Annotated in this window: 15 protein-coding genes and 1 pseudogene; 10 read left to right on the top strand and 6 right to left on the bottom strand. The window is 51.4% G+C overall.

Going from position 1 to position 26,037, the window contains the following annotated elements; translation table 11 throughout:
* Positions 1-412: 412 nt before the first annotated feature.
* On the bottom strand, positions 413-742 hold the full coding sequence (locus ABUK73_RS21070) for an ArsR/SmtB family transcription factor (RefSeq protein ID WP_353578985.1): 330 nt from the start codon (positions 740-742) through the stop codon (positions 413-415).
* Between the two features lie 369 nt (positions 743-1,111).
* Positions 1,112-2,146 carry a porin gene (locus ABUK73_RS21065; protein ID WP_353578984.1) on the bottom strand — a complete coding sequence of 345 codons (1,035 nt, stop codon included), beginning with the start codon at positions 2,144-2,146 and terminating at the stop codon, positions 1,112-1,114.
* Between the two features lie 507 nt (positions 2,147-2,653).
* On the opposite strand from ABUK73_RS21065, the gene ABUK73_RS21060 reads away from it, so the two are divergent.
* The 10 genes from ABUK73_RS21060 to ABUK73_RS21015 all read left to right on the top strand — a co-directional run bounded on the left by ABUK73_RS21060 (position 2,654) and on the right by ABUK73_RS21015 (position 20,712).
* The gene (locus ABUK73_RS21060) at positions 2,654-10,087 is read left to right on the top strand and encodes an SDR family NAD(P)-dependent oxidoreductase (protein ID WP_353578983.1); all 7,434 of its coding nucleotides are present in this window, start codon (positions 2,654-2,656) and stop codon (positions 10,085-10,087) included.
* Positions 10,084-11,487: an aminotransferase class I/II-fold pyridoxal phosphate-dependent enzyme gene (locus ABUK73_RS21055; RefSeq protein WP_353578982.1), complete on the top strand. Its 1,404-nt coding sequence runs from the start codon at positions 10,084-10,086 to the stop codon at positions 11,485-11,487. The genes ABUK73_RS21060 and ABUK73_RS21055 overlap by 4 nt, the downstream gene beginning before the upstream one ends.
* A gap of 8 nt (positions 11,488-11,495) precedes the next feature.
* Positions 11,496-12,254: an SDR family oxidoreductase gene (locus ABUK73_RS21050; protein ID WP_353578981.1), complete on the top strand. Its 759-nt coding sequence runs from the start codon at positions 11,496-11,498 to the stop codon at positions 12,252-12,254.
* 118 nt (positions 12,255-12,372) lie between these two features.
* On the top strand, positions 12,373-13,953 hold the full coding sequence (locus ABUK73_RS21045; protein WP_353578980.1) for an LTA synthase family protein: 1,581 nt from the start codon (positions 12,373-12,375) through the stop codon (positions 13,951-13,953).
* Positions 13,950-15,260 carry a capsule biosynthesis protein gene (locus ABUK73_RS21040; protein WP_353578979.1) on the top strand — a complete coding sequence of 437 codons (1,311 nt, stop codon included), beginning with the start codon at positions 13,950-13,952 and terminating at the stop codon, positions 15,258-15,260. Before ABUK73_RS21045 ends, ABUK73_RS21040 begins: the two co-directional genes overlap by 4 nt.
* Before the next feature lie 209 nt (positions 15,261-15,469).
* Positions 15,470-16,618: a polysaccharide biosynthesis/export family protein gene (locus tag ABUK73_RS21035; protein ID WP_454892404.1), complete on the top strand. Its 1,149-nt coding sequence runs from the start codon at positions 15,470-15,472 to the stop codon at positions 16,616-16,618.
* Between the two features lie 85 nt (positions 16,619-16,703).
* Entirely contained in the window at positions 16,704-17,474 is a 771-nt protein-coding gene (locus ABUK73_RS21030; RefSeq protein ID WP_353579029.1) for an ABC transporter permease, read from the top strand.
* A complete protein-coding gene (locus tag ABUK73_RS21025) occupies positions 17,471-18,136 on the top strand; it encodes an ABC transporter ATP-binding protein (protein WP_353578977.1) in 666 nt (221 codons plus the stop codon). The genes ABUK73_RS21030 and ABUK73_RS21025 overlap by 4 nt, the downstream gene beginning before the upstream one ends.
* Entirely contained in the window at positions 18,133-19,407 is a 1,275-nt protein-coding gene (locus tag ABUK73_RS21020; RefSeq protein WP_353578976.1) for an RkpR, polysaccharide export protein, read from the top strand. Before ABUK73_RS21025 ends, ABUK73_RS21020 begins: the two co-directional genes overlap by 4 nt.
* 90 nt (positions 19,408-19,497) lie before the next feature.
* Positions 19,498-20,712: a capsular polysaccharide export protein, LipB/KpsS family gene (locus ABUK73_RS21015; protein WP_353578975.1), complete on the top strand. Its 1,215-nt coding sequence runs from the start codon at positions 19,498-19,500 to the stop codon at positions 20,710-20,712.
* 4 nt (positions 20,713-20,716) lie between these two features.
* On the opposite strand, the gene ABUK73_RS21010 is transcribed toward ABUK73_RS21015, so the two are convergent.
* From ABUK73_RS21010 to ABUK73_RS20995, 4 genes and pseudogenes are all read right to left on the bottom strand, one after another.
* On the bottom strand, positions 20,717-23,515 hold the full coding sequence (locus ABUK73_RS21010; RefSeq protein WP_353578974.1) for a bifunctional glycosyltransferase/CDP-glycerol:glycerophosphate glycerophosphotransferase: 2,799 nt from the start codon (positions 23,513-23,515) through the stop codon (positions 20,717-20,719).
* A 29-nt stretch (positions 23,516-23,544) separates the two neighbouring features.
* Positions 23,545-24,414 (bottom strand): glycosyltransferase family 2 protein, encoded by an 870-nt coding sequence (locus tag ABUK73_RS21005; RefSeq protein WP_353578973.1) that lies wholly within the window; start codon positions 24,412-24,414, stop codon positions 23,545-23,547.
* Between the two features lie 201 nt (positions 24,415-24,615).
* On the bottom strand, positions 24,616-25,419 hold the full coding sequence (locus ABUK73_RS21000; RefSeq protein WP_353578972.1) for a glycosyltransferase: 804 nt from the start codon (positions 25,417-25,419) through the stop codon (positions 24,616-24,618).
* Positions 25,420-25,615: 196 nt separating this feature from the next.
* Positions 25,616-25,903: pseudogene (locus ABUK73_RS20995) on the bottom strand (integrase core domain-containing protein); the annotation flags it as partial.
* Positions 25,904-26,037: the final 134 nt, after the last annotated feature.

Genomic DNA, 26,037 nt, shown 5'->3' with positions numbered 1-26,037 from the left:
TGTAGTGAACCTGCTGAGATAGGAGGGCAGGCGGGTTTTATTAGGAGACCTCGATAAGTGAAAAGAGGCAAAAGTAGCGGATCTTAAGGTCCGGCTTACGCTTTAACCTTAACCAGCACCGCCATACGGCAGATATAGCGAAGCGGAATGACAAAAGTCAGGTACGGAGCGGAAGCCAGGCGCAGCGAGCTCCATCGGTCGTATGTCCGTAATCGGACATTTCTGTCAGTGTTGCTCGTTGATGGCCGCATTTTGAAATCGATGGGATACAGACTGTACGCTTGTGATCCTAATTCAATTTTTTGAAAGTCTGGGACCAGGGAACCTCCGGTCGCCCGTTACAATTCCTGAAATGCCTTTGTCGACTACTTACCGGCGATAACAGAAGCATAATAGCGGGACATTGCCCGGCCTAGGCAACAGCGATATTTGCTGTCGGACCATTGGGCATCTCAAAAATATCGTTAATGCTTGCGAGCAGCTGGATCGCAGCCGATGAAGTGCAGGAGTAGTAAATAGTCTGGGCATCACGTCGTGTCGTCACGAGCTTGGCGTTTCGAAGCTTTGACAGGTGCTGAGACAGGGCAGATTGACTGAGGTTAACCATCTCGGCCAATTGGCCAACGGGCATCTCAGCTTGGACAATAATCCCAAGTATGTGAAGACGTTTTGCATTTGCCATGGCAGACAAAAAGTCTGCAGCCTGTGTGGCTGTACGGTCACTTGATAGCTCGGTTTTCATTTGGTTTTCCAGTCGCAAGCGTGTTCGGTAAAAAACACCGGTATGGATTATAAGCCGCTAGTCGCCAAAGTCCCCAATGCAAACAGAATGGATTGCGGCAACGCCGATCGTGTCATCTTCCAGACATTCATGCAATTTAATAAACATAAAATGTGTCCGATATCGGACATATAACGTGGTTCTGTAGCAACTATTAAGGGCGCGTATGTGTGCGACTGGTAAAACTTCGATCAAGAGCCGACCAATGGTTGGCCCTTAGAACTTCATTTAGATCACCCCTAGACTTTTCGGGCGAGTAAATGACAGATTATCCGAACAAAAAAGCCCGGCTTTTGAGCCGGGCTTTTCCACCGATCAAAACTGATCAGCTTAGAACGTACGCTGGAGGCGAACGAAACCTGTGACTTCATCACCACGATTGTCTTCGTCGTAGTAGTTGGCAGTGAGCTTTGTGGTCAGGCCTTCGGTGATTTTGTAGTCAACCGTCAGGCCGGCGGTCCATGCATCGTTGTTGGTGAAATCAGCGTTCGGAGATATGCCTGCGCCGAAGACATCACCATCCACGCCGCGAGGACCGACGTTGCCAAGGTACTGCGCAGCTGGCGTAATCGTCAGCTTTTCGGTCGCCTTGATAGCATATTCGGCTGCAACAGCCCATTCGGACACGGCGTAGTAAGCGTTGGCTCCCGATGCCCACACACCGGAAAGACCGAGCGTACCTGGACCAACGTCAGCAAAGAGAATACCGCGAACGGCGCCATCTTCCAGATCGGTGTCGTAGCTGCCAACGATTGTTGCAGTTACAGCGCCTAGTTTCGCACCGATAACACCGGTCACACCGACATTGTTATCGCTTGTCGTGTAGGTGCCTTCAAGTTCATCAACAGAAAGCGTGGCATAGAACGAACCAGCGTCATAGGTGTAGGCAATGGAGTTGAAGAGAGTGTTCGATGACAGGATATCTGTCTCGCCGTTCAGATCATTGTCCCACTCGCTATAGAATTTGCCGACCTTCAAACCGCCAAACTCGATAAAGGCCTGCTGCACGTTAAGTCCACGATCTGCATCATTGTCAGCGTCCCCGCGAAATTCGATGAAGCCACGGACGGTGCCGAGTTCGGTGTCCGTCTTGGTGTCAACGTTGAACTGGGCGCGTGTGAAGCTGTTCCAATCCGATGTGCCTGAGCGATCGCGACCAAACTCTGTCTGGAAACGAACGTAGCCGGAAAACTTCAGGCAGGTTTCGGAGCCTGGGATGTAGAAGAAGCCGGTGCCGAAGGCGTCGCAAACACGGACGTATTCCAAAGGCTCAGGTTCAGCAGCCACGATAGCGTCTGCAGCTTGTGCGCATGTGACGCTTGCGAGAGCTGCGGCGGTGCCAATGAGAAGGCCTTTGATGTTCATGATGAAATCCTTTGAACTCGAACTACGAAACGGCGGTGGGAGGCGCCGGGATTGGTGTCTTCAATATCGTACGTGTACTTGGCACCAGCCCGCCGTCGGAGGCAAACTTTTATCTGTTTTTAGATGCCTGATCGGCTCATCGAGACGCTCAGTGTTGCAGATCGAACACGCTCTGGTGGCGTTCTCTTGGCCATACATTCCTGAGTTAAATAAACGTAAAGAACGTGGTTTGCGCATCGTGACACCTTGAAATATATTTCTGCGCAGAAGGAGAAGAAGGGACCGCATGCGTCGACGTTGCTTATGGAAATGGAAGAATCCTTGATGTGTGACAATTCATAAAGTCGCGATCCGATGAATTGTATGATCTATCGTGTCGGTTGAATATGTGAAAAAAGAAATCCGTGAGATACTGTAAGAACTGGTGCGCGCTTCTGAAATTACAGGTTGATCGATGGATTAGTATGTTGCATTCAGGCGTTAAGAGATTGTGTGATGGATCTGTGAATGTCAGTTGAGATTATCGGCCGCTCCGTTCGAACGCCGTCTGCGCGGAATGTCGAAGAGCTCTTTCAGTTGCTGAAAGACGAGCGCTCTGTGGTCACTACGGTGCCGGAGGAAAGATGGGGGCATGCGCGCTTCTGGCACCCAGTCCCAGGCATTCCCGGCAAGGCTTATACCTTTGCGTCAGGCATAGTAGACGACATTCATGACTTTGATCCGGCAGTCTTCGGCCTCGCTGTGCGAGAAGCGACGTTTATGGATCCTCAGCAGCGCCTTTTGTTGCAGCTTGTCTGGCGTGCCCTAGAGGACGCCTCGATCAGTCTACAGATGATTCAGAAGGAGCGTGTAGGCGTTTATATTGGGGCATCCAGTCTTGATACCGGAAATACCTATATGGAGGATCCTGCCGCCGGCGGTCCTTACTTTATGACGGGTAACACGCTTTCCATTATATCTAACCGTATCTCGCATGTTTTCGGTCTGAACGGACCCAGTCTGACAATTGATACGGCCTGTTCGTCGTCTCTCGTCGCGCTCGATCAGGCGGTGCGCGCCCTTCAAAGCGGTGAAATAGACACGGCGATTGTCGGTGGCGTCAATATTCTTGCGCATCCTTTTTCGTTCATCGGTTTTTCGCAAGCCCGTATGCTATCTCCGGAAGGTTTGTGTCGAGCCTACGGCGAGGGCGGACAAGGATATGTAAGGTCCGAGGGCGGTGGGGTCGTCGTTCTTCGGACGACTGAAAATTCTGTGGTCAAAAACGATCGCAGTTACGCCACGATAGTTGCTAGCGGCCTAAACTCGTCGGGCCGTACTAACGGCATTTCTCTTCCTTCACGGGAGATGCAAGCCGAACTGTTACGTTGGATCTACAGCCAACATCGTCTTGATCCTAATGATCTCGCATTTATTGAGGGTCATGGCACTGGGACCAAGGTTGGCGACCCGGCGGAGCTTTGGGCAATCGGAACCGAATTGGGGCAAAAGCGCGATACCAGATTACTGGTTGGATCCGTCAAGTCCAATCTTGGGCACTCTGAACCGGCGTCAGGCATGTTCGGATTGATCAAAGCAATGCTTTCTTTACAACACGACTTCATTCCAGCATCTCTGCACGCAGAGATACTAAATCCAGATATTGATTTCGAAAACCTCAACGTTGAGGTCAACCGATCCGGCTACGATATCCCGCGTGGTGACAGACGGCGCCTAGCTGGCATCAATTCCTTCGGCTTCGGCGGCACCAACGCTCATGTGGTAATTTCAGACCCCGCCTATCGCGTGGAAGACGCCCTTTTTGCACATGGTCCGTTCATGGTCAGTGCGCACACGAAAACTGCGCTCCGGTCGTTGCTGGAAAGCTATGTCCGCGAGTTGAAAGGCGACAGGCCCGACCTTGATCAACTCGTTGTCGCCTCCGCTATCAATCGTACCCATCACAAATTCCGTTTTGCTGTTGATAGTGCTGCGCCAGAGACGGTGCGCAAGGGTATCGAAGAGCATTTGGCTGGTCTGCCATCGGCATTGGGCCAGGGGGGTGAGGCACCAACAGGTGAAACGCGCACTGCTTTTGTATTCGCCGGTAATGGCAGCCAGTGGGCCGGCATGGCTTTGGATGCCTATCAGCACGATGCGGCATTCGCGCACCGCTTTACCGAGATTTGTTCGGCGTTCAAGCCTTGGCTCGATACCGATCTCTTGTCGCTGCTGACAGCGGAAAGCCTCAAAATCGAACTGGCCGATACAAGGGTGGGACAGGCCCTTCTCTTCGCAATTCAGGCTAGCCTTTCTGATGTCCTGATTAGCAGAAATATCAGACCAACCCATGTTTTCGGTCACTCTGTCGGTGAAATCGCTGCCGCATATTGCGCTGGAATTTTGTCGCTGGATCACGCCGTTGCCATCGTGGCTGTCCGCTCCCGCCACCAACATGCATTGGCTGGCGAAGGCAAAATGGCAGCCGTAGCCATTTCAGCAGACAAAGCCATGGCGCTCGCGCATAAGCACCGCCTGCTCGGCATTGAGCTTGCTGCCGTCAACACTTTAGCGTCCGCCACGGTTTCTGGGCCAGCCGTTGAAATCCAGGCGTATAGGGAATTTGCCCGTAAAATCCATGTGCCGGTTCACATTCTGGATATTGACTATCCATTCCATCATTCCGCAATTGATCGGGAGAAGAGTGCGTTTCTCGTTAAACTGCCGCCCTATGAGGCAAAGACTGGCGACATCAATTTTATTTCCAGCGTAACCGGCCAGGTTGTGACCGGCGACAAGCTCGATAGTGCCTATTGGTGGAATAATGTCCGAGAGGTCGTTCGCTTCAGCGATGCTACCGCCACCGCAATCAACGAAGGCTGCAATCTCTTCATCGAGGTTTCGCCGAGGTCCATCCTCTCTGCCTATTTGATGGAAAATTCCCGCCAGAGCGGCGCGGCCATCACTGTCGTCCCAACGCTGACCCGGCCTTCGCGCAAAGATAATCCGCTGTCGCATATCGTCGCCGCCGCCGTTGCCAATGGCGTATCTCCATGGCCTGCAGATGCGGGCGCACAGCGTTTTGCTGGTGTGGCATTGCCACCCCTCCCATTCGAAAACGAACCATTGCGCGCTGCCGAAACATCGGACAGCGTCAATCTGTTCGGCCGTGGGCAGAATGCCAAAAAATATACTTTACTTGGATGGCGCACCGATCCAAAATCGACATCTTGGAAAAACCATATCGATGCCAACCTGTTTCCGGATATCGCCGAACACGTCGTCGATGGGAAATCAATCCTGCCAGGCAGCGCATTCATCGAAATCGTTATTGCCGCGGCGAGTGAGCTCTACAGTGCATCAGACGTCGAACTGATGAATCTCGAAATCATTCGACCACTGGAATTGCACACCAGCAGGCTAATGGAGCTTTCTACTATCGTCTCGTCTGAAACCGGTCAGGTCGAAATACGCTCACGCGAATATCTGAGCGAAGACGACTGGAGTATTCACGCGGTTGCGAGAATTCGTAAGCCAGTGAAGGCGATGATTAGTCGCATAGGACTCGTTCACGCTGATAAGTCTGCCGTACCGAAGATTTGCAAGGTTGATGCTTACGAAACAGCAAGACAGTTTGGTCTTGATTACGGGGCATCTTTCAACCTACTTGAAAGCGTCCAGATTTCGTCTTCGCAGCAGATCTTGCTAATGGAACTGTCTCCAGCCGCTAGACCTGCACATCCTTATCTCTCATACAATCTCAATCCGATTTCGGTCGATGCCGCGTTCCACGGACTGGTCGCACTTTTCTCGACATTGACAGGAGATGTATCGGGCGCACCCTATATTCCAGTGAGATTTGGGGCCGTTCGCTATCGCGCGAACGCCGGCAACATTCGTTCCGCTCGCATTGATATCCAAAAATTTTCGCCGCACTCTCTCAAAATTCGCGTCGAACTTTTTGACGCGGATGGCGAGCTCGTTGCTGTTTTGGATGATTGTCGTTTTAGGAGAACATTCCTTAAGCTCCACCATAGTTTGGAGACGATTTCCTATCACTTTGAAAAAGTGACGAGCCGGTCCTCAGGCGCCGTTGCTAGAATTTTGCCAGATATCCTTCCGTCGTATGAAAGCATCGAGCCGGGCTCGGAGACGCTAATTCACGACGCCTCCGTCTATCGCGCTTGTTATGATATCGCATCGAAAGTGCTTAAGGCGTTCGGCGGCATCGATCACCCAGTTTTGGCGTCGCGTTCTGAGCTGAAATCATATCTGGCCAATTGCTTCATCGTCCTTGAGGATTATGGCCTAGCTCAGTTTGAAGCGGGACTTTGGCAGATTGCGCCAGATTCGGGCCTCCCGTCTTTCGATGAGATAATCCGGGAAGTGATTGCAGAGTTCCCCGCGAGCAGCGCTACCGCAATACTCGTGAATGACAATTATCACTTTGTTTTAAGAGCGCTTGAAACGCTGGCTGCTGACGGTGAAGCTACCTGTCTCTCGGCATACCGCGACTCTGAAACGACACTCGATCATTTCCGCAACAGTCTTGAGATTGCGCGCAGGCGCGTGGATGAGACCTGCCATCTCACGCAGGCCTTTCTGGCAAAGGCATCGGCTGAAAAGCCCGGTTTTGTCATCGTAGAAATCGGAGCGACATCTGTTGCCGTCAGTTTAAAACTTGCATCACTTGCGGAACAGTATGACGCGCGGCTTTTCATCCTTGAGGATGACGAAAATCTCAGGAGTACTTTGAGCACCGCTTTTGCTCGCAATCCGCATGTGAGCGTGGTTGATTTGGACGAGGCGGAGTTACCTCACCATATTGATCTCGCAGTCAGCGCCAACGGCTTTTTCTACTCACGCCTGCAAGACAGCGAGGTCTTGAGATCATCACTAAAGCACATTGCTGCGGCTGGAGCAGAACTGCTGGTCGTGGAACACCAATATGGTGTGCTTGCAGATTTTCTGTTCGGATTGCAGACCGGGTGGTTTGCGCAGGCCGCGACCTCGGATTTCCCAATCGGGAAAACGCTTTCGGCTCACGGAATGATGAAATTGTCAGCGCAGCTCGGCTTTGAGGATGCATCGGTCGTTCCGAAGGATTTTGCGGAGGGCTCTCTGTCTGTTGTGATCGCGCGTGGACATCAGGCTCCAATCCACAAGGCTGAACATCCACTGCGGCCACTTCTGACGATCGGGTGGAACGGCGCTGGTGCGCTCGACATGGGTGGCGCCGCATACGTTCATATCGATGTCGCTTCCGTCGATGACAGTGCTGATATCGATGCGGCGATCCGCCGCGTCTCGGGCGGAGCGTTAGACATTATCTATGCAGTGGATGAGTCGTCGGCAGATCACTCTCAGACCATTCAGAACCACGTCAATCTCCTTGGCCGTCTTGCTGAGGCTCTGCGCCAATCTGTTGGTTCCAATGTCGGCTCAAAACCTCGACTTTTCGTTATCGCGCCGGGCGGTGCCAGCATTACGGGAGCGGAAGTCAATCCGGTTTCGAGTGGTGTCTGGGCTTTCGCGCGCGCGCTCCAGAACGAATATGACGAAATCGACGTAGTTTCTGTCGACATGGCAAGCGCACTTCTGTCGCATGAAGCGTTGCAGCAAATCGTCAGTCTTCACGCGGAAGGCGAAAGCGAGCTTTGCTTTGATGCTGAAAGCGGCACCTTCCAGTTCCTGAGAGCCGTGCCGGGTCCATTCGGGCGCGCTGAACAACTCACGCTCTCGTACGAAGCGGCATCGATTATCCAGAAGTCGCCGGGACGGATCGAAACGATCATCTGGCAGCAGAACCTGTTACGGTCCCCTGCTGCTGATGAAGTGGTCGTCGAGATTGCTGCCACCGGCCTGAATTTCCGGGATGTGATGTGGGCCATGGGCATGCTTCCAGAGGAGGCCTTGGAAGATGGCTTTGCCGGTGCGACCATCGGCATGGAGTTTTCTGGCACGGTTCTTTCCGTTGGCGAGAATGTCGAACATCTGCAACCGGGCAACCGCGTTATGGGCATCGGGCCTGACGCGTTCTCCACTCACGTCATCGTCGCGGCTGAAGGGGTAACGCGCGTTCCCGACAATATGGGTTTGGTCGAGGCGGCTACGGTGCCCGTGACCTTCCTCACCGCATATTATGCGCTTGTTGATTTGGGCAGACTTCGCGCCGGAGAGACAGTTCTCATTCACGGGGCCGCGGGCGGGGTTGGCCTTGCCGCGCTGCAAATCGCCAAGCTCACAGGCGCGACTGTCATTGCGACCGCCGGGACCGATGAAAAGCGCAATCTGGTGAAGACACTCGGTGCTGATCACGTTTTCGATTCCCGTTCGCTCCATTTCGTCAACGACATCATGGATGTGACCGATGGCGTGGGCGTCGATGTCGTCATTAATTCGCTGTTCCAGGAAGCGATGGAGCGTAGCCTTGAACTGGTGAAACCATTCGGTCGTTTTCTGGAATTGGGGAAACGAGACTACTATGCGGACAGCAAGATAGGTCTTCGGCCGTTCCGCAAGAACATTTCCTATTTCGGCATCGATGCTGACCAGCTTCTGGTCGAAGCGCCCGCGACGGCAAAGCGGATATTCGAAGAGATCGCTCGACTTTTTGCCGAGAACCTCCTGAAGCCGCTGGCATATCGTGCATTCGCCTATGATGAAATTTCTGCTGCTTTCCGTCTGATGCAAAGCTCCGGGCACATCGGCAAGATCATCGTTACCCCACCCCAGAAGGGGAAGGATTCCGTTCTGCCTCAGAGCCGAGGCGCCTTGCAGCTTTCAGCAGGCGTCTATCTCGTCGTCGGCGGTATTGGCGGTTTCGGTCTGGAGGCAGGCAGCTGGCTTGCGGAAAAAGGGGCCTCTCATATCGCGCTCGCCACCCGTAGCGGAATGACCGACCTCGCAACCCAGAACGCAATAGAACTTTGGCAGCGCAATGGTGTGAAGGCGTCGGTCCATGCCTGTGACGTGACCGATGAGCATCAACTGGCAAGCCTTCTCACCGACTTGCGTCAGATCGGACCGATCAAGGGTGTTCTCCATGCCGCCATGGTGCTAGACGACGCCCTGATCGCCAACCTTACGCCCGAGCGCAATCGACCTGTCATACACACCAAGGTCGAGGGTGCGGCACTTCTGGATCGGCTGACGGACCAAGACGATCTCGATCTGTTTCTTCTCTTCTCATCAGCAACAACGATGGTCGGTAATCCCGGTCAGTCTAATTACGTTGCAGCGAATGGATATCTCGAGGGTCTAGCTTGCGCGCGTCGTCAACGCGGAAAGCCCGCTCTCGCCGTTGGGTTCGGTGCCATTGCCGACACCGGTTTTCTGGCCCGCAATGCCGATGTCAACGAACTCCTGTCCAAGCGCATCGGCAAGACGGCGATGAAGGCGCGCGATGCTCTTCGTTTTGTCGAGGAATATATTTCGACGGTACCAGCCACGATAAACGGCGGATCAGTGATCATTGCCGATATCGACTGGTCTGCCGCTGCCGGTTTGACGATTGTGAAGAAACCGCTCTTTTCGACAATCGGCACGAGCCCGACGGCCCAACAGGCTGCCGCCGGCGAGCAGCTGGACCTCTATGCCATGATCGACGGAAAGTCGGTCGATGAGATGGACGAGGTTCTGCACACCCTCATCGCCGCAGAACTCTCTTCGATCCTGCAAATGGCTGAAACAAACATCACACGCGAAAAAGTACTAAGAGACATCGGGCTGGACAGTCTGATGGCGATGGAGCTTGGCACCAGTTTCGAGCAGAAGACCGGCATCGACCTGCCACTCAGCGCGATTTCAGATGGGACAACTGTCGGTGACATTGTTGTCAAATTGCGTGAAAAGCTTCACAATCGACAATCTCTGGATGGCGCGCAGAATGGGGTCGAAGATTTGCTCTCCGGTCTAACACTGAAACATGTCGATGCAAAAACGCTGGCGGATGTCGCATGAACGAAGGCGATAGACCGGGCGGGAAGCCAGCAGGAACGCTTTTATCGTCGGGGATGATGGAGCGGCTGAAGCAGCAGCGCGGTCAAGCAACCGAAAAACGAAGTGAGAGGGTTTCAGCTCCTACTCATCGGCCCAAAGCAACACGCTTCGAAGATTTACCGTCCTATAAGACACTGCAGCTCCAGAAAGCAATCGCAGGCTTTGCTGGAGTGGAAAACCCCTTCTACCGCGCCCACGCATGTGCGGCGGGCGCTGAAACATTGATCGACGGGCGCAAACTCATCAACTTCGCGTCTTACGATTATCTGGCAACCAACACCGATCCAGATGTCCACGCTGCTGCGAAGGCGGCCATAGACCGCTACGGCATCTCCGCGTCGGCCAGCAGGCTGGTCGCGGGCGAGCGTCCGTTACATCTGGAGCTGGAAAACAACATCGCCGAAAACTATGGTGTCGAGGCTGCGGTCTGTTTCGTCAGTGGCTATCTCACCAACCTCACGGCGATCAGCTGCCTCATGGGCCCGCAGGATCTGGTCATACACGATGAATTCATCCACAATAGCGCGCTTGCCGGTACGCAGCTGTCTGGCGCAAAACGGTTGAGCTTTAAACACAATGACGCTCGTGATCTCGAGCGTGTCCTCACCAATGCCAAAAGTGCCTATCGGAATATCCTCGTCATCGTCGAGGGTATCTATTCGATGGACGGTGATGTGGCCGATCTTCGCGCCATTCTCGATCTTCGCAAAAATCACTCGTTCTGGCTGATGGTGGATGAGGCTCATGCTTTGGGCGTACTTGGGCCAACGGGCAGAGGAACGTTTGAGCATCTCGGTATTGATCCGAGCGAGATCGATATCTGGATGGGCACGCTCTCCAAGACGTCATCGAGCTGTGGCGGCTATATCGCTGGCAGTGCAGCGCTGGTTGAAATCCTCAAAGCCAATGCCGGCGGTTTTGTCTATAGCGTCGGCCTTGCTCCGCCGCTTGCCGCTGCGGCAATGGCCAGCTTTTCCGTGCTGCGCAACAACCCGGATCGTGTCACGAAGCTGAATGATAACGGCCTCCTCTTCCTTGAGAAAGCGCGGGTGAAGGGTCTCGATACGGGCACAAGTGCCGGTCATTCCGTGGTGCCCGTAATCGTCGGAGATTCCCTTCGCGCAGTTGAACTCAGCAATCGTCTTTTTGCTGCAGGTATTAACGCTTTGCCGATCATTCATCCGGCGGTACCTGAACGGCTGGCCCGCATTCGTTTCTTTCTGACCTGTGGTCATACGGAGGAGCAAATCGAACTAGCGGTCGAGACAACGGCGGCCCTTCTTAAGGAACTGGTCGAGCAAAAAGTCGGCGCCGCCTCGCTCGATCTCGATGCGCTGCAACGCGCCATTGTTGCTGGCTGATGGCAGCCATGCACGTCATCATCACCGGGGGGTCGAGTGGTATTGGTCTGGCCGTGGCCCGATTGGCCGTGGCAGAGGGACACAAGGTTTCGATCATTGCCCGAAATCCGGATCGTCTCAGAGACGCTCTCAAGGCGCTGGACAATAGTGCGCATACGCAAGCCGTCTGTGCAGATGTCAAAGATGCCATCGCAATCGATAATGCGATCCGAACGTGCATGGAAAAGTTCGGAGATTGCGATGTGCTGGTCACGTCTGCCGGCATCGTTGAGCCAGCGTTGTTTAACGAACTCACTGAAGCTCAATTCAACGAGCAATTTGAAACGAATTTTTTGGGCACCGTAAATGCTGTCCGGGCTGTCTATCCGCTGATGAAAACGCGAGGTAACGGTAGTATCATGATGATCGCGTCTGGTGCCGCGCTTATCGGTATTCCAGGTTACACCGCCTATTGCGCCTCTAAAGCCGCGCTGGCGTCTTTTGCGGAAAGCCTTCGCAGCGAGGTGGGGCAAGACGTCCACGTCGGCATCAGCTTTCCGCCCGATACGCTGACACCACAGCTTGCTGTCGAACTCCCTAAACGACCGGTTGCGGCACAAGCTCTCATGGGCTCTCACAAAGCCTGGCCTGTGGAAAAAGTTGCTGAAGGTGTGTTCAATGGAATACGCCGCCGAAAAAAACAGGTGCACTTTGGCTGGGAGCTTGAAGCTCTTGCTTGGTTGGGGCCATTCATAAAACCTTTTATTTACAAGAAAGTACGACGCTAAATTAGAGTTTTGTCTATGCGCGATCGCATTGGCTTGGCATGAAAACGAAAAGCCAATTACTTTCTGTAGTTGCATGTTTCGACGCACACGATATTAAAACTGGATGCCAAACGCTTTTATGCTCCACGACTATCCTGTCGAGCTGACACTTCTGTGTTTTCTGCTGACAACAGTTTTCGTGTATGCGACGGATATGTTTGCGCTTCCGAAAGAAGCTCGTGAAAAATACGCTCAGCCGCGAAGTGTTGCGCGAGCACTCGTGGAATATAGCGCACGCATCCCTGTCATTGCATTTGTATTTCTCTTTTTCTTCGTCATTTCGTGGCGATCTATGTATGCCGCGCAGGCGACCGCGAGCTTTTTTGTGATATTTACTGCAATATCGCGCGTGAAGTTTATATTCATCCGTGAGCCATTGCTGTTTTCCGACATAGCGCTGGTCGTCGATGTCTTCAAATACAAGACGATTTTTTACGCGACAAAATTCAACATTCTCTTCTGGGTACTGGCCCTGTCCTACGTGTTTGGGGTATCGGCCCTTTACATGGTCGTCGAGCCGCATATTCTCCCGCAAAATGCTGAACCGCTCTGGATATTGCTCGGGCTTGCGGCGTTCCTAACGCCCATTGCCTGTATTTTTGTGAAGCCCATCAACCAGTTTGTCGCGAGGCTTTCAGAGCGTCTTTTGAAGACGCTGAAGGTCAGGCCCAACACCGTCAGGTTTGGGACATTCACCTCTGTCACGCTTCATTTCCTGGTTTGGCTTGGCAAAAACCGTGACCATGTGGTGAATGAGATCACTCACGGGCTCCACCGCGCGATCCATGACTTGATCGACGGCGAAGACAACGATGCGCCGTTGATCGTTGTCTGGCAGTCTGAGTCCTTTTACGACCTTCGCCATATGGGCGACAACGCCCTGCATTTGCCGACCATCGACCGGTTGAAGCAGAACGCTGTTCAATGGGGACGCCTGACAAATGTGTTTGAAGGCGGATACACATTGCGCACTGAATTTGCGGTTCTTAGTGGGTTGAAGCCGGATGAGGTGCATGTGGATGCGTCTTATCCTTATCTGCGCGCGGGGCATTATTCTGAGATCGTCTGGCCCAACAAATTGCTGCGGAATGGTTGGCACACGCACTTCGTTCACCCATATGATCGCACTTTCTTCATGCGTCACAAGGCGCTTCCGTTGCTCGGTTTTGAGCACATGACCATGCTGGACGAATTTGAGCATCAGCCGACTGCGGCCAACCCTTATGTCTCGGATGCTGATCTGACTGAAAAGGCGTTGGGAATCATTGAGAAGGTGGGCGCAAACAAACCGTCCTTCGTCTTTGTTGCATCCATGGCCAATCACGGCCCTTGGGAGGCTGGTCGTACCGAGGGCTTGACGGAGCCGGTCGAAATTTATCGGGAGCTGCTGCAAAAAGCCGACGCTGCGCTCGCAACATTGATCGATGCGCTGGATAAATCAGGGCGGCCCGTGTGGTTGGCATTTTACGGCGATCATGCGCCATTGCTCAAGTCATATGCCGATCCATTTCCAGATCCCCGCACAGACTACTTTGTTGTCCCGCTCGGCACTGCCAAGCCGCATGCCCCGCTACAGGTTCACGCGCGGGAAGAGGCCCCATGGAACCTGTTCGAGACGATACTGCTTCATGCAAAACTTTATAAGGAGCGCTTTGCATGAGCCCCGTCGCCGCACCGGCGGCGCATCGCGTTTTTCTCTTTCTACAGGGGCCGTCTTCTTCGCTGTTTTACAAGATTGCAGCCCACCTGGAGGCCGCTGGCCATACGTGTTTGAGGGTCAACCTCAATGCAGGCGACTGGCTGTTTTGGCGTCGCCGCGGTGGCTTGAATTATCATGGTCGCTTTTCGGATTGGCCAGTATACATTGAGGGGCTTCTGATTTCCCGCCACGTAACCGACCTCCTTCTTCTGGGAGAGGAGCGCCCTTACCACCGCGTTGCCGTGGACTTGGCCAAAGCGCACGGTATTGCGGTCACGGTCATCGAAATGGGATATTTACGTCCGGACTGGATCACCGTGGAGCGGGACGGCATGTCTTCAAACTCCCGTTTCCCGAATGATCCTGAGCAGATACGAAGTGCAGCCGCGTCTCTCGCGACCCCTTCTATGGAACCGGTTTATAAGCAGAGCTTTCTAATGGAGGCGTTGCTCGATCTTTCATACAATATTCCCAATGTCTTTCTTAAGCCGCTGTTTCCGCGCTATCGCCGCCACGCACTTTTCCATCCTCTTGTGGAGTATGCCGGGTGGATAATGCGTCTGTCGAATTCGAGACGGAACCTGAAAAAAGCGAATGCCACGATCAACGCGCTCATAATTTCGGGGCAGCCATTCTTTGTGTATCCGCTTCAGCTTGAAACGGATTATCAGCTGCGTTCTCATTCGCCGTATTGTCGCCAGGCCGAGGCGATTGAAGAGATTTTGAGGTCATTTGCAGAGCATTCCTCACCAGACACCGCGCTAGTCGTCAAACTTCATCCCCTCGATAACGGGCTGATCGATTGGCAGCGAGACATCGAAAGTCTGGTAGGTTTTCTGGGCTTAGAAGGGCGGGTTTATTTTGTTGATGGCGGCGATCTCAACGTTCTGACGCGCCGCTGCCGAGGGATGGTAACGGTGAATTCCACTGCCGTTCTCCCAGGCCTTCGATTTGGCGTGCCCGCAAAGGTTCTCGGTTGTGCGATTTATGATGTTTTGGGCATGACACATCAGGGGAATTTGGACACGTTCTGGATGGCGCCCGAAAGACCAGATGATGTATTGACCGCGAGTTTCTTTAAACTGCTTGCCCATGCCATCCACGTCAGAGGAAATTTTTACTCGCGGGTCGGCACAAACGCTGGAGCCTACGCTATCGCTCAGAAGTTGCTTTTGAACGCTGTTAACGCTCCAGGCGCCGACTGTGAAGTTCCTCCTCGTGAAAAGCCCTACAAAAAGTTTACACAGAGGAATGAAACCTGTGCGTGATAAGTTTGGCACAGTGATTGATAAAGAATTTTCTGTGTACAGTTGGGCGTCTTTTTTGTTCTTCATTAAGAAGCTGTTGAGAGTAAAACGTGCATTCGTCTAAGACGGGGCTCGTTGCTCCGATTGTTAAGAGTAAGCAGCTTGTGTCGGGTATCGGGGAATAGGATTTGCGTCGTTTGTTGGGTCCGAAAACTTTCCGCAGCGTGGTGATGGTTGCCTGCGCTGGTGTTGCCGGTTGCGAGGCTTTGCCCAGTGCAGGCCCAAGCGCGATGCAAATCAACGCGCAGGCCGGGAAACCCGCGGTGGTTGCTGGCGATTCCATCTCGACGGTTTTTGATGTTGTGGATGTCAGCCACCGATCTGCCCAAATGGTTGCCAATTTCTCCACAACAACACTTCATCGCCGGTTTGGTATTGGCGGTGCCGCGAAGCGTGTCGTGATCGGTGTAGGTGATCAACTTAAGGTCACTGTCTTCGAAGCCGGTGCTGATGGGCTCTTCTCGACCTCCGAGAGCAAGCAGACAGCGCTCGATGTCGTTGTTCAGCCCGATGGTAGCGCAGCTATCCCCTACGTCGGGACTGTGAAATTTGCAGGGAAGACCCTCGAACAGGTACGTCAAACCATTCTGGCTGGGCTGAGAGGCAAAGCAGTCGAGCCAGACGTCTTGGTGACAAGCACCGGCACAAGCTCCCGTAATGTAACGGTGTCTGGCGCTGTTGGACGCCCGGCCTTGGTGCCACTCGGCTTGACGGGTGAAACGATTGCTGAGGTCGTTGCCAAGGCAGGTGGTCCAAGCGCCCAACCTTATGAATCCTACGTCACGCTTGTTCGTGGTCGGCAAACCGGAACAGCGCTCCTCAAGACAATCATCGAAAACCCGGTCGAAAACATTCACGTCGAGCCCGGCGACCAGATTTTCGTCGCCAAAGATCCGCGCACCTTTACGGTGCTGGGTGAGGTTTCCAAAAACAGTCGTATCGAATTTGGCGCAAACGAACTCAACGTTCTCGAAGCTGTAGCTCTTGCTGGTGGCGGCGCGTCGGATCGCTCAAATGCTGCTGGTTACTTCGTATTCCGCTATGAAGAGCCAGAGATTGTTGCAGACCTCCTAGGCGGTGAACGTTTCCGCCAGTTGCGCGACAAAGGTATGACCTCGAATCGCGATGGTCGTTTCCCCATCGTTTATCGTCTGGACATGACGCGACCGGATAGCCTCGTCGTTGGCCAGACCTTCCCGATCAAGAGCCGGGACGTAATCTATGTATCGCGCCACCCTGCAGTAGATATTGACCGCTTCCTCCAACTGGTTGGACGACCGATTGGTACCGCATATCAGATCAAAAACTTCGCGGATTGATGCTGCGTTTGGCACTTTGCTGTTGATTGGTGCGTAAAGCTCTTGGTAGACTATCGCTGTGGCAGAAGCTTTCGGTAAGAGGCATTTGTATTATCTGAAAACCCATATCCGTGTCGTAGCCGCTTTGCTCGTTCGTGAAATGTCGGCGCGTTTCGGCAGCAAACCTGGCGGTTATATTTGGGCTATCGTTGATCCCGCAGCGCATATTGCCTTTATGTCTCTTATTTTTATGGCGGTTACGCATACACCAGCTTTGGGCAAGAGCTTCCCGCTCTTCTTCGCTACGGGTTATCTCGCGTTCCAGTTCTATCAGGCCATGGCTGGCTATCTTAACGGTGCCATCAAATCTAATCGGACACTGTTGAGCTACCCAAATGTTGCGCCTATCGATACGATTGTTTCCAGATACATATTGCAGGTAGGAACAACCTCGGTCGTCGCCCTCTGTGTGCTCGGCGTAATTCTAATGACGGTCACTCAGCCGGTTAATCTCAACTGGCCTGCGATTATCGAAGCCGCTTTCGCCGCAACCTTGCTTGGCCTGGGCGTTGGTATCTTCAACAATGTCGTGGCACTGCGCTTTCCACTCTATGAGCAGATATTCAACATTATCAACCGTCCCCTATTCCTGATTTCCGGTGTCTTCTTCCTGCCGGATGCCCTGCCTGCGCCGATCCGGGATATCGTACTGCTAAATCCGCTTGTGCATGTCGTGATGCTATTTCGCAAAGGTTTTTACCGAGAATATCGTGCGGTTGAAATGGATATGTTCTATCTCTACTCTTTCGCCTTCACGATTATATTCGTTGGGCTGGTACTATTCACCAGCTCCGTATCAGTGTTGAGGAGCCGATGATCAGGCTGGAGCATGCGACCAAATATGTTCGCACAAAAGGCATCAAGAAGCCGATCATCGAGAATGCGTCGCTGGCCATTAATCGTGGCCGAAGCGTAGGGTTGCTTGGCCGTAACGGAGCGGGCAAATCGACGCTCCTGCAATTGATCGCCGGATCCTTGCAGCTAGATCGCGGCCGGATCGTGCGTCACGGCAAGATTTCCTGGCCGCTAGGTTTTCAGGGCAGTTTTCAGCCCAGCATGTCGGGAGAGCAAAACGTCCGCTTTGTCGCACGCATCTACGGTGTCGATACGGCTGAGCTGGTTGCCTATGTCGATGAGTTTGCCGAACTCGGCGCCTTTTACCGCGCTCCGGTCGGCACCTACTCATCGGGCATGAAGGCGAGGCTGGCCTTTGGTGTCAGTATGGGTGTGAAATTTGACTATTACCTGGTGGATGAGATAACAGCTGTAGGGGACGCCAATTTCAAGAAGAAATGCCACGACGTATTCAAACATCGCTTGCAGGATTCCGACGTGATAATGGTATCCCACAGTACCGGGACGATCCGCGACTACTGCGAGACCGGCGTTGTTCTTGAGAACGGCAAGCTGACATATTTCGATGACGTCGAGGATGCGATCCGAGTTCATGACCGCAATATGAAGGAAAGCGAGAAATGAGCGTCGAGAGCCAAGGCCCAGACAAGAGGGTGGAAGAGGTGAAGGTTCCGGCCAAGCGCGCCAACCTAACCGTGTTCGATAACCTCCTCAAACTCGATATCAAGCCAGAACGCGAGGGCCTACAAACCGCCAGCCCACAGAAGCGTAAGAAATTGCGCGGCCTCAAGCTTCGTCATGTCGTTATCGCCGCAGGGTTTGCCATCTTTGTCGCGGTTCCGACGGCGCTGGCGGGCGTCTACATGGCGTTCATCGCTGCGGATCAGTATCACTCTTCGTCCGCCTTTGCGGTGCGCAGCATCGATGGCAAGGCGGGTGGTGATTTGCTCGGCATGTTTACGCAAAGCACCGGCGGCAGTACCACTGGCTCGGATTCCTACATGCTACTGGATTTTATCCGCAGCGAACGCATGATCGAAGCAGTGTCGGAAACGGTTGAACTGGAGCAGGCTTTTGCCCGCCGAGGAGCTGACTTCTTCTATGCCATGGCCCCAGGCCTGCCGATCGAGGATCGGCTGGAATACTGGAAGGATATGGTTAGCGTCAATTATGACCACACTTCGTCCATCCTCAACCTTCAGGTTAAGGCGTTCGATCCGCAAACCGCACAGGCCATTACCTCGGCCATCATCGTGGAGAGCGAACGCCTTATCAACAACCTGTCGCTGGAAGCGCGCAATGGCGTGCTGAAAGCCTCGCAGGAAGAGGTGGCGCTGGCGGAAGGAAGGCTGTCGGCGGCCCGTGTGGCACTAAGAAACTTCCGCGATATCTCGCAGGAAGCGGACCCGGTCGAAGCGGCAAAGCTCGCGGCCCAGCTCGTCGGCTCGCTGGAGCAGCAGCTTACCCAGTTGAAGGCGGAACTCACGGCTGCCCAAACCCGCATGACGGCGAATTCCCCGCGCATCCGTGTCATCACGACGCGTATTAGCAGCCTTGAGAAGCAGTTGGAAGAAGAGCGCCAGCGCTTCGGCAGCGGCACCACCGGTCACGCGCAGGGCGATGATGTCGCCACACGCATCCTGAACTTCGAGCAGCTGGAAACCGAGCGTGAATTCGCTGAAAAGGCCTACACCGCTGCCCTCGGCGGTCTTGAAAGGGCGCGCAGAGATGCCATTAATCAGCAGCGATACCTCGCCACCTTCATCCAGCCCACGCAGTCGCAATTAGCGCAATATCCCTCCCGCGTCATGAATGTGGCGCTGGTGTTCCTCGGCTGCTTAATGGCTTGGGGCGTAGCCACCATGTCATACTATAATATCCGCGACCGAAACTGATTGATGCCGAAAACTCAAAACACCGCCCGCGATCTTCTGAGTGCCCGCACACAGGCGCTCGCAGAAGCCGGAACAGTCGTTGCCTTTCACATGAAGGCCTGGAAACACCCCTTCCTGCAGGAGTTCTTCCCGCATAAGCACTTCCACTTCGCGCCCTTCCAGCTCACGCCGCGCAGTTTTGAGAATAACGTGCTGCCGCTTCTGGAAGCGAAGGAAAAGCCGCTCGTCTTCGTCTGGAGCAATAACCTGCCAGCTTTCGCCGCGCAGCACATAGCCCGCCTCGGCCTCCAAATCTGGCATATGGAAGATGGCTTCATTCGCTCGCTGGAAGCCCACGCCGGTTACTCCGTGCCGCTTTCCCTCACGCTGGATGCGGGAAGACCTTTTTTCGATAGCCGCGGCCAGAGCGACCTGGAACACCTGCTCGCGCATTATGATTTCGATGGCGATGAAGCCCTCATGCAGCGCACAAGAGAGGGCATGAAGGCAGTACTCCAACAGCGCCTCACGAAATACAACGGACGGCTCGCCAGCCTCAGCGCGCCTCCCGTACAAACCGGCACGCTGAAAAAACAGGTGCTGGTCATCGGCCAGGTGGAGGAAGACGCCTCCATTCTCTATGGCTGCGACCGCCCCTTTACGAATAATGATCTGGTGCGAACAGCCGCGGCGGAAAACCCAGATGCCGATATAACCTATAAGCCGCACCCGGATGTGCTCAGCCGAATGCGCCGGGAAGTCTCAAACCCGGATGACGTCGCCCACCTCTGCACCATCATGCAGGAAAAAATTTCCCTGCCAGATGCGCTGGATGCCGCAGATCACGTTTATACCATTTCCTCACTGGCTGGCTTCGAAGCTCTTATGCGCGGAAGAAAGGTCACGGCCATGGGCGCACCATTTTATGCTGGCTGGGGACTAACGGATGACAGGCAGCAAACCCCACGTCGTCGCAGAACCCTCAGCGTAGAAGCCCTCTTCGCAGCGTCGTATATCCTTTACCCATTTTATTTTAATCCAGCTAATGGCTCCCCAAGTACGTTTGAACAAACCATAGCCAGACTCATAGACCCGCAGACGATGCCCCGCATGTCATCGGCCGGGCGAGTAAAGTGGAAGCCCTATGGCACTTATGGCCTTCTCGGTTGGCGTCATTTGTTGACGCCAATCGTTGCACGGGTGGTGGCGAGGGTGGGGAATGAGCGGGATGCGCTGCAGTACCGTAGTAACCCCGCTGGTTTTTTTAACGAGCTTTCCGACAGACGGCTTAGAATTATCGGGAAGATTTTGTATTCGGGTTGGTAACAAACTATCGTTTTTCTCGTAGAAAGAAAATTTTGCCTATACTTCTGTAGATCGGATTGCGTAGTCTGGAAAAAAACAATCTCGGATTATCGTGAAGCTTCTTCACGTCATTCTTGTTTCCTAATGCCTTTACAAATGGCGTAAGGATAGCAACTCGGATAGAATGACGCTTTACAGTCTTCTGTCGGAAGTTATTTGCCGAATTCGAAATAGTAAAAATCTTGTTAGAAATCTTTCGTTTCGGCTCGGAAATTATTTCGGGTTGATGCGGGTATCTCTCTTCGATCGCGGCTACCGTCCGTGCGCAATTCAGCCCGTCCCTCAGGGGGAGGGTACTCCTCATCCTTTGAAGATAGATTGGATCAACGGCGCACTCGTTTTGAAGCAATATCTCAAGCTGTCTTAACAAACTACTTTCGTTCTCCACAACTGGTCCAAAACCATCACTTTTAAAATCTAGATATCCGAGTCTTGACGGGTGTTTTCCACCATACATCTCATCGAAATCAAATTGGTAGTGTATGACTGGCCGCTCAAGAATTCCGAATTCGAAAAATACCGAGGAATAGTCGGTAATCATTACAGCTGAACGGGCGTAAAGCTTTTGTAAGATTGGATCAGTTGCATGAGTTCGTGTTTCGATCCAGTCTGGTGCAGAAAACCACTCAGTATAAATCTGCATATTTTTGTGTGGAAAGAAAACTACTTTGTAGCCGCTGCGCTCGCAGATTGATTTGAATGCCTGAGAATGTAGGAGAGACTTCCACGTTTGAGCGTATTTGGAACTATAGAAATTTTCATTTGTTCTGCGGCCGCTCTTTGCGTTGTCATATCCCCCTACCAGCCACTCCCTCCAAGTTGGCATAATTAGTATGGTACGTTCCTTTGCATCCGCCATTTTTATCAAACGATCATGTCTAGCGAGGCCGACCATTTGCACTTCTCTGCTCGTGTAATGATAACCGGTACCGCTTCCTACGATAGAGGACGTTTCTTCAGGCGATGTAGTAACAAATAAATCAATACTCTTGGTGTTTAGCCAAGTCGATATATCGTCACGGATCACACCATGCTGCAAAAATATTACTTTATGTTCTGTCTCACGTGCATAAAACTTATCAGGGAAAGGTCCGAGGACATACTGATCAACGTGTGATGAAATCAAAAATCTAGCGTTAAGCTTCAGAAGGAGGTGCCTAAGTGACCCATGCGGAACCATCTTAAAACCTTCTGACTTAAGCCTAGAATAGTCATTGGCATTTTTTTTAAGAACAAAGTAAGACTTTATGTCCGGCCGCGTTGTTTTAAGATATCTGTAAAGGTGTTCGGCATTGTCATCTGCTTGGCCATCCCTATCCATTACTAGCCAAGCGCCAGCGTATAGTTTTTTTACTAACCGCATTCTTGCTATCGTTATCGACCATTTTATTATGTTTGGAAGCTTTTTTGCTGGTGCAGCTGTCCCTTGCCAAACAGCTTCCTTGGTTGGTATATCGTGATAACCTCGACCAGATACCCAAACCTTTGCTGGCATATCGTCAATTTCTATTCTAAGAAAGCTCTTACCTTTGGTTGAAACCCAAACGACGTGCTCTTGGAATTTTTTTCCGAAAACTTCAAATGAAGCAATTTTTTCGTGGGTAGGATGCACAATCTGTCTGTCTGCTTTGATTACCAACGGGGAGTAATTGAAACAAATAGATCTAATGCGTGCTTGTCCCGTGTACCGATCAAAGCGATCAAGCACAGCGTGTTTATAACTTTTCCCATGCTTGACACCAAGCAGCCAGGCTTTGTGCTCTCCACTTAAAATATGGCTCTTAACATCGTGAATTACGTCGTCGTCGATTTTCGCAATACATTTTAAAAAAAGTGCCCAGAAATGAACCTCTACATCTCTTTGGGCAAAGACTGCTGGCTTCGCCTTACGCCAGTATGCCCTGATATACCAAGACAAATCATACATAACCTGTTTTTGGGCCAGTTTCGATATGTGGCGAGGGCCATTTTGGCAATCTTCAAGAAGCGGAAGATATCCACTTTCGAAGAGTTCTTTAAATTTTTCCGTTTTGTTCCATACTGACGATAAAGTACTTGCTAATCTTTTTCGATAATAATACTTTGCGTCTGAAATATAGATAGCATAACCGTCCCCGACATGCATTAGATATCTTATTGTAAAATCACCGTCTTCGAAATTGGGGCGAATTCTCTTATTATACTTAATATTTGAATTCGTTAGCAAATCGCGACGAAACATGCTGACAGTCGCAGAGGAAGGCATATAGTTAATATCTTTGACAGATAAATGTCGTGTGCCGTTGTCAAAGCGATGCGCGAGCGGGTGGCGCTGTTTTCTATTTGTCCCATCCTCACATAGAATAACATTGGCGTGAATGATCGAGTAGGACAACTTGTCTTTACTTAATGCCACCATGACGCTTTCAAAGAAAGTGTCATTGATTGTGTCGTCCGGGTCAATAAACGCTATCCACTCGCCTTTGACTAACCGAAGTCCTCGGTTTCTCGCGACTGACTGTCCCTGATTTTTCTGTTTAATATAAAAAATGTTTCTCGGATATTTAGCTTGCCACGTCCTAATCTTCTTGGCGCTACCGTCTCTAGACCCGTCATCCACTAAAATGATTTGGATTTGCGAAACATCAAAATTCCTCTGTTCTAACACAGATTTTAGAAACTCGTCGATGTAGGCTTCGACACCATAGACTGCCGACACAATCGAGAACATGAAATTTTCTGATGGTGAAAGTGAAAGATTGTTATTCGTCATTTGCTGTGTCATGGGCTTTATTTCCGACGGTATGTTGAGAATTAATGCCTTACCGCCTTGTTCGTAGGCTCAAATTTAATCTTGTTGCTCGTCAACTGTGTCACTACAGTATTGGAGAAAAAGCTAGAGTTCTCATTAAATTTTGCTTTGTATAAAGTTCTGAATATAACCTTTTCAGAAGATTTTCCAAATTTACGTTTTATTCTTTCATAATATTCTGAATCTTCTCCTATAGAAGTTCTACGGAAGTAGCCGACTGCATCTATAATATCTTCTCTCGGAAACATCATTGATATGATGCATTTCATCACGCGTCTATCATTTAATTCTAATACCTCGCCGCTGTCATTTATTCTTACATAGTTACATAAGCAGAGTTTTATCGTCTCGTTTCGAAATGCTTGAACTTGGCAGCTGATTCGACTAGGCAAACTGTAGTCATCACCATCTTGAAATGTGATGTATTTTCCCGTCGCAACTCTCAGTCCGGTATTCCGGCTCTCACCTATTCCGAGACGTTGTTTGTTTGTAAGGATTTTAATCCTTTCGTCAGTTTTAGCAAAAGAACGAATAATTTGGAGCGAGCCATCGTCACTTGCATCGTCGACGATTATCATTTCGATATTTCGATAGTCCTGATTAACTAAGCTTTTTATCGCGCATTCGATTGTTTTTTCATTATTTCTTGTAGCTATAATGACACTGACTTTAGGTGGTGAGCCTACACTGTAAATACATGGGAGTCGAACAACGCAACGTATTGCTGTCCACGGATCTGCAATAATGTTTGACAGTGAGCCACGTACGTCTACAGCGCTGTATAATTTGGCCATTATTGACCCTACTATGCCAGTATTTGTCGCTAGCTCTTTAGCTGGGTAACGGCGAAATCTTTTCAATGAAAATGACATAAGAGGCTTCCGAATTATGAACCTTTTGTGTCATACTTTATCATAGCTTTAAATTTCAATCCCTAATTATAAAATTTCGAATATCTTAACCTGTTAAATTGTTGTGTTACAGTTCTCGTATCGCTGTAGTCGATAGATTGAGCCAACTCGGCAATCTGAATTCGGATTGTTGCCAATTCCTAGAATCTTACTCACTGGCTTTTATTTGGTTAAGAAATCGTTGGCGTAGTATTTTAGGCAATTTGCCAGAGGTTCGTTACTGGCCACAATTTCGCTAAATGTTTTTTTCTTAAAATCCTGTGGAGTCCAGCTGTTATGAAGACATATAAGTCCAGAAGACTGTGATAAGATATTTGGGTCAAACGTGGGATTGCTGAACCAAAAATCTTTATACGGTTGCACACCATAACCGGGACCAAATGAAACTTCTGCGATATATTTATGTGCTCTGTAATCTAGAATTCCGACATTCTGTTCGCCGTGCATGTCGCGTTTAATTGCCTCATAAAATGGCCCCGCCGCATAATCCCACTTTATTTGTGCTGGAAGTGGTTTACTTATTTTATCCAGTATCTCATCTAAGCAACCTCCTAGAAAATCGTTATCTGGGTTTGAAGTGCATATAAAATTGTTAAACGCGTTTTTCCCTGGATTTCCGAACAAAGATATCCCGTGTGAAAATGCTTCTTCGAAAACGGCATCGGTATTGGCTGTGACAAGCATATCAGCGTCCATCCATACGCCTTGATTACTTATAAGTACAGCCATTCGAATTATGTCAGCTTGCTGCGGCAGAGGAAGTTTAAACGTATTATCTGGTAATTTTATTTTGGTGTGCTCTTTGATGGAGTTGTAGTCCAAAATAATTATTTGAGCATTTTGTATCGAACCCCAAGTGCTCATGCAGGCCGAAAGGTAGGGGTACATTTTTCCAGCGGGTTCCCAAAACGTGAAGATTGGAAATGTTTGGTGTTTAAGTGAACGATTTATGAAGAAATTTTTCATTTGAAGTAGTCCTTCGTGCGCCGGTACGTTATAGTTGGTTAGCGATATCCTGCACAATAGCAATATGATAATTACGGTAGGTGGCATTTTTGACGTTGCCCCCAAGTTTTATCCAGTTTTGAGTTCGCTCCAGCGGTTTTGTGACGTGCTCCCCGATTTTGGGCCAGCGGGAGCTGGAATTTTCCGGGGTTATGGCTCATGTCGGCGCTGGTGCCGATGAGCCGTTCATGAGCGAAATCGGCACTTTGTTGCCGATCGCGCTGTGTGGCCGGAACTCATTATAGTCTCTACGCCAATCCTCCATCTTTGCCCGCGCGTCGTCAAGGCTCATGAACCAGTGAGCGTTCAGGCACTCGGCGCGGAACTTGCCATTAAAACTCTCGATGTAGCTGTTGTCGGTCGGTTTGCCTGGCCGCGAGAAGTCAAGCACGACGCCTTTGTGATAGGCCCAGAGGTCAAGGTCTCGGGAGATGAATTCGCTGCCATAACACCTTCGGAAGTTTGCGTTGAATGATGCTTTGACCATTTGCGTAGCCCCCATCAGGCGAAGCAGGTGGTCATAGCTGGGCCTCAGGTCTCACAATGGTTTTGCAAAGCCACACTGTAAAAGGAGACCCG

This window comes from Agrobacterium vacciniicorymbosi (assembly GCF_040427045.1).
GTDB lineage: Bacteria > Pseudomonadota > Alphaproteobacteria > Rhizobiales > Rhizobiaceae > Agrobacterium.
This window is presented reverse-complemented; position numbering and strand designations above follow the sequence as displayed.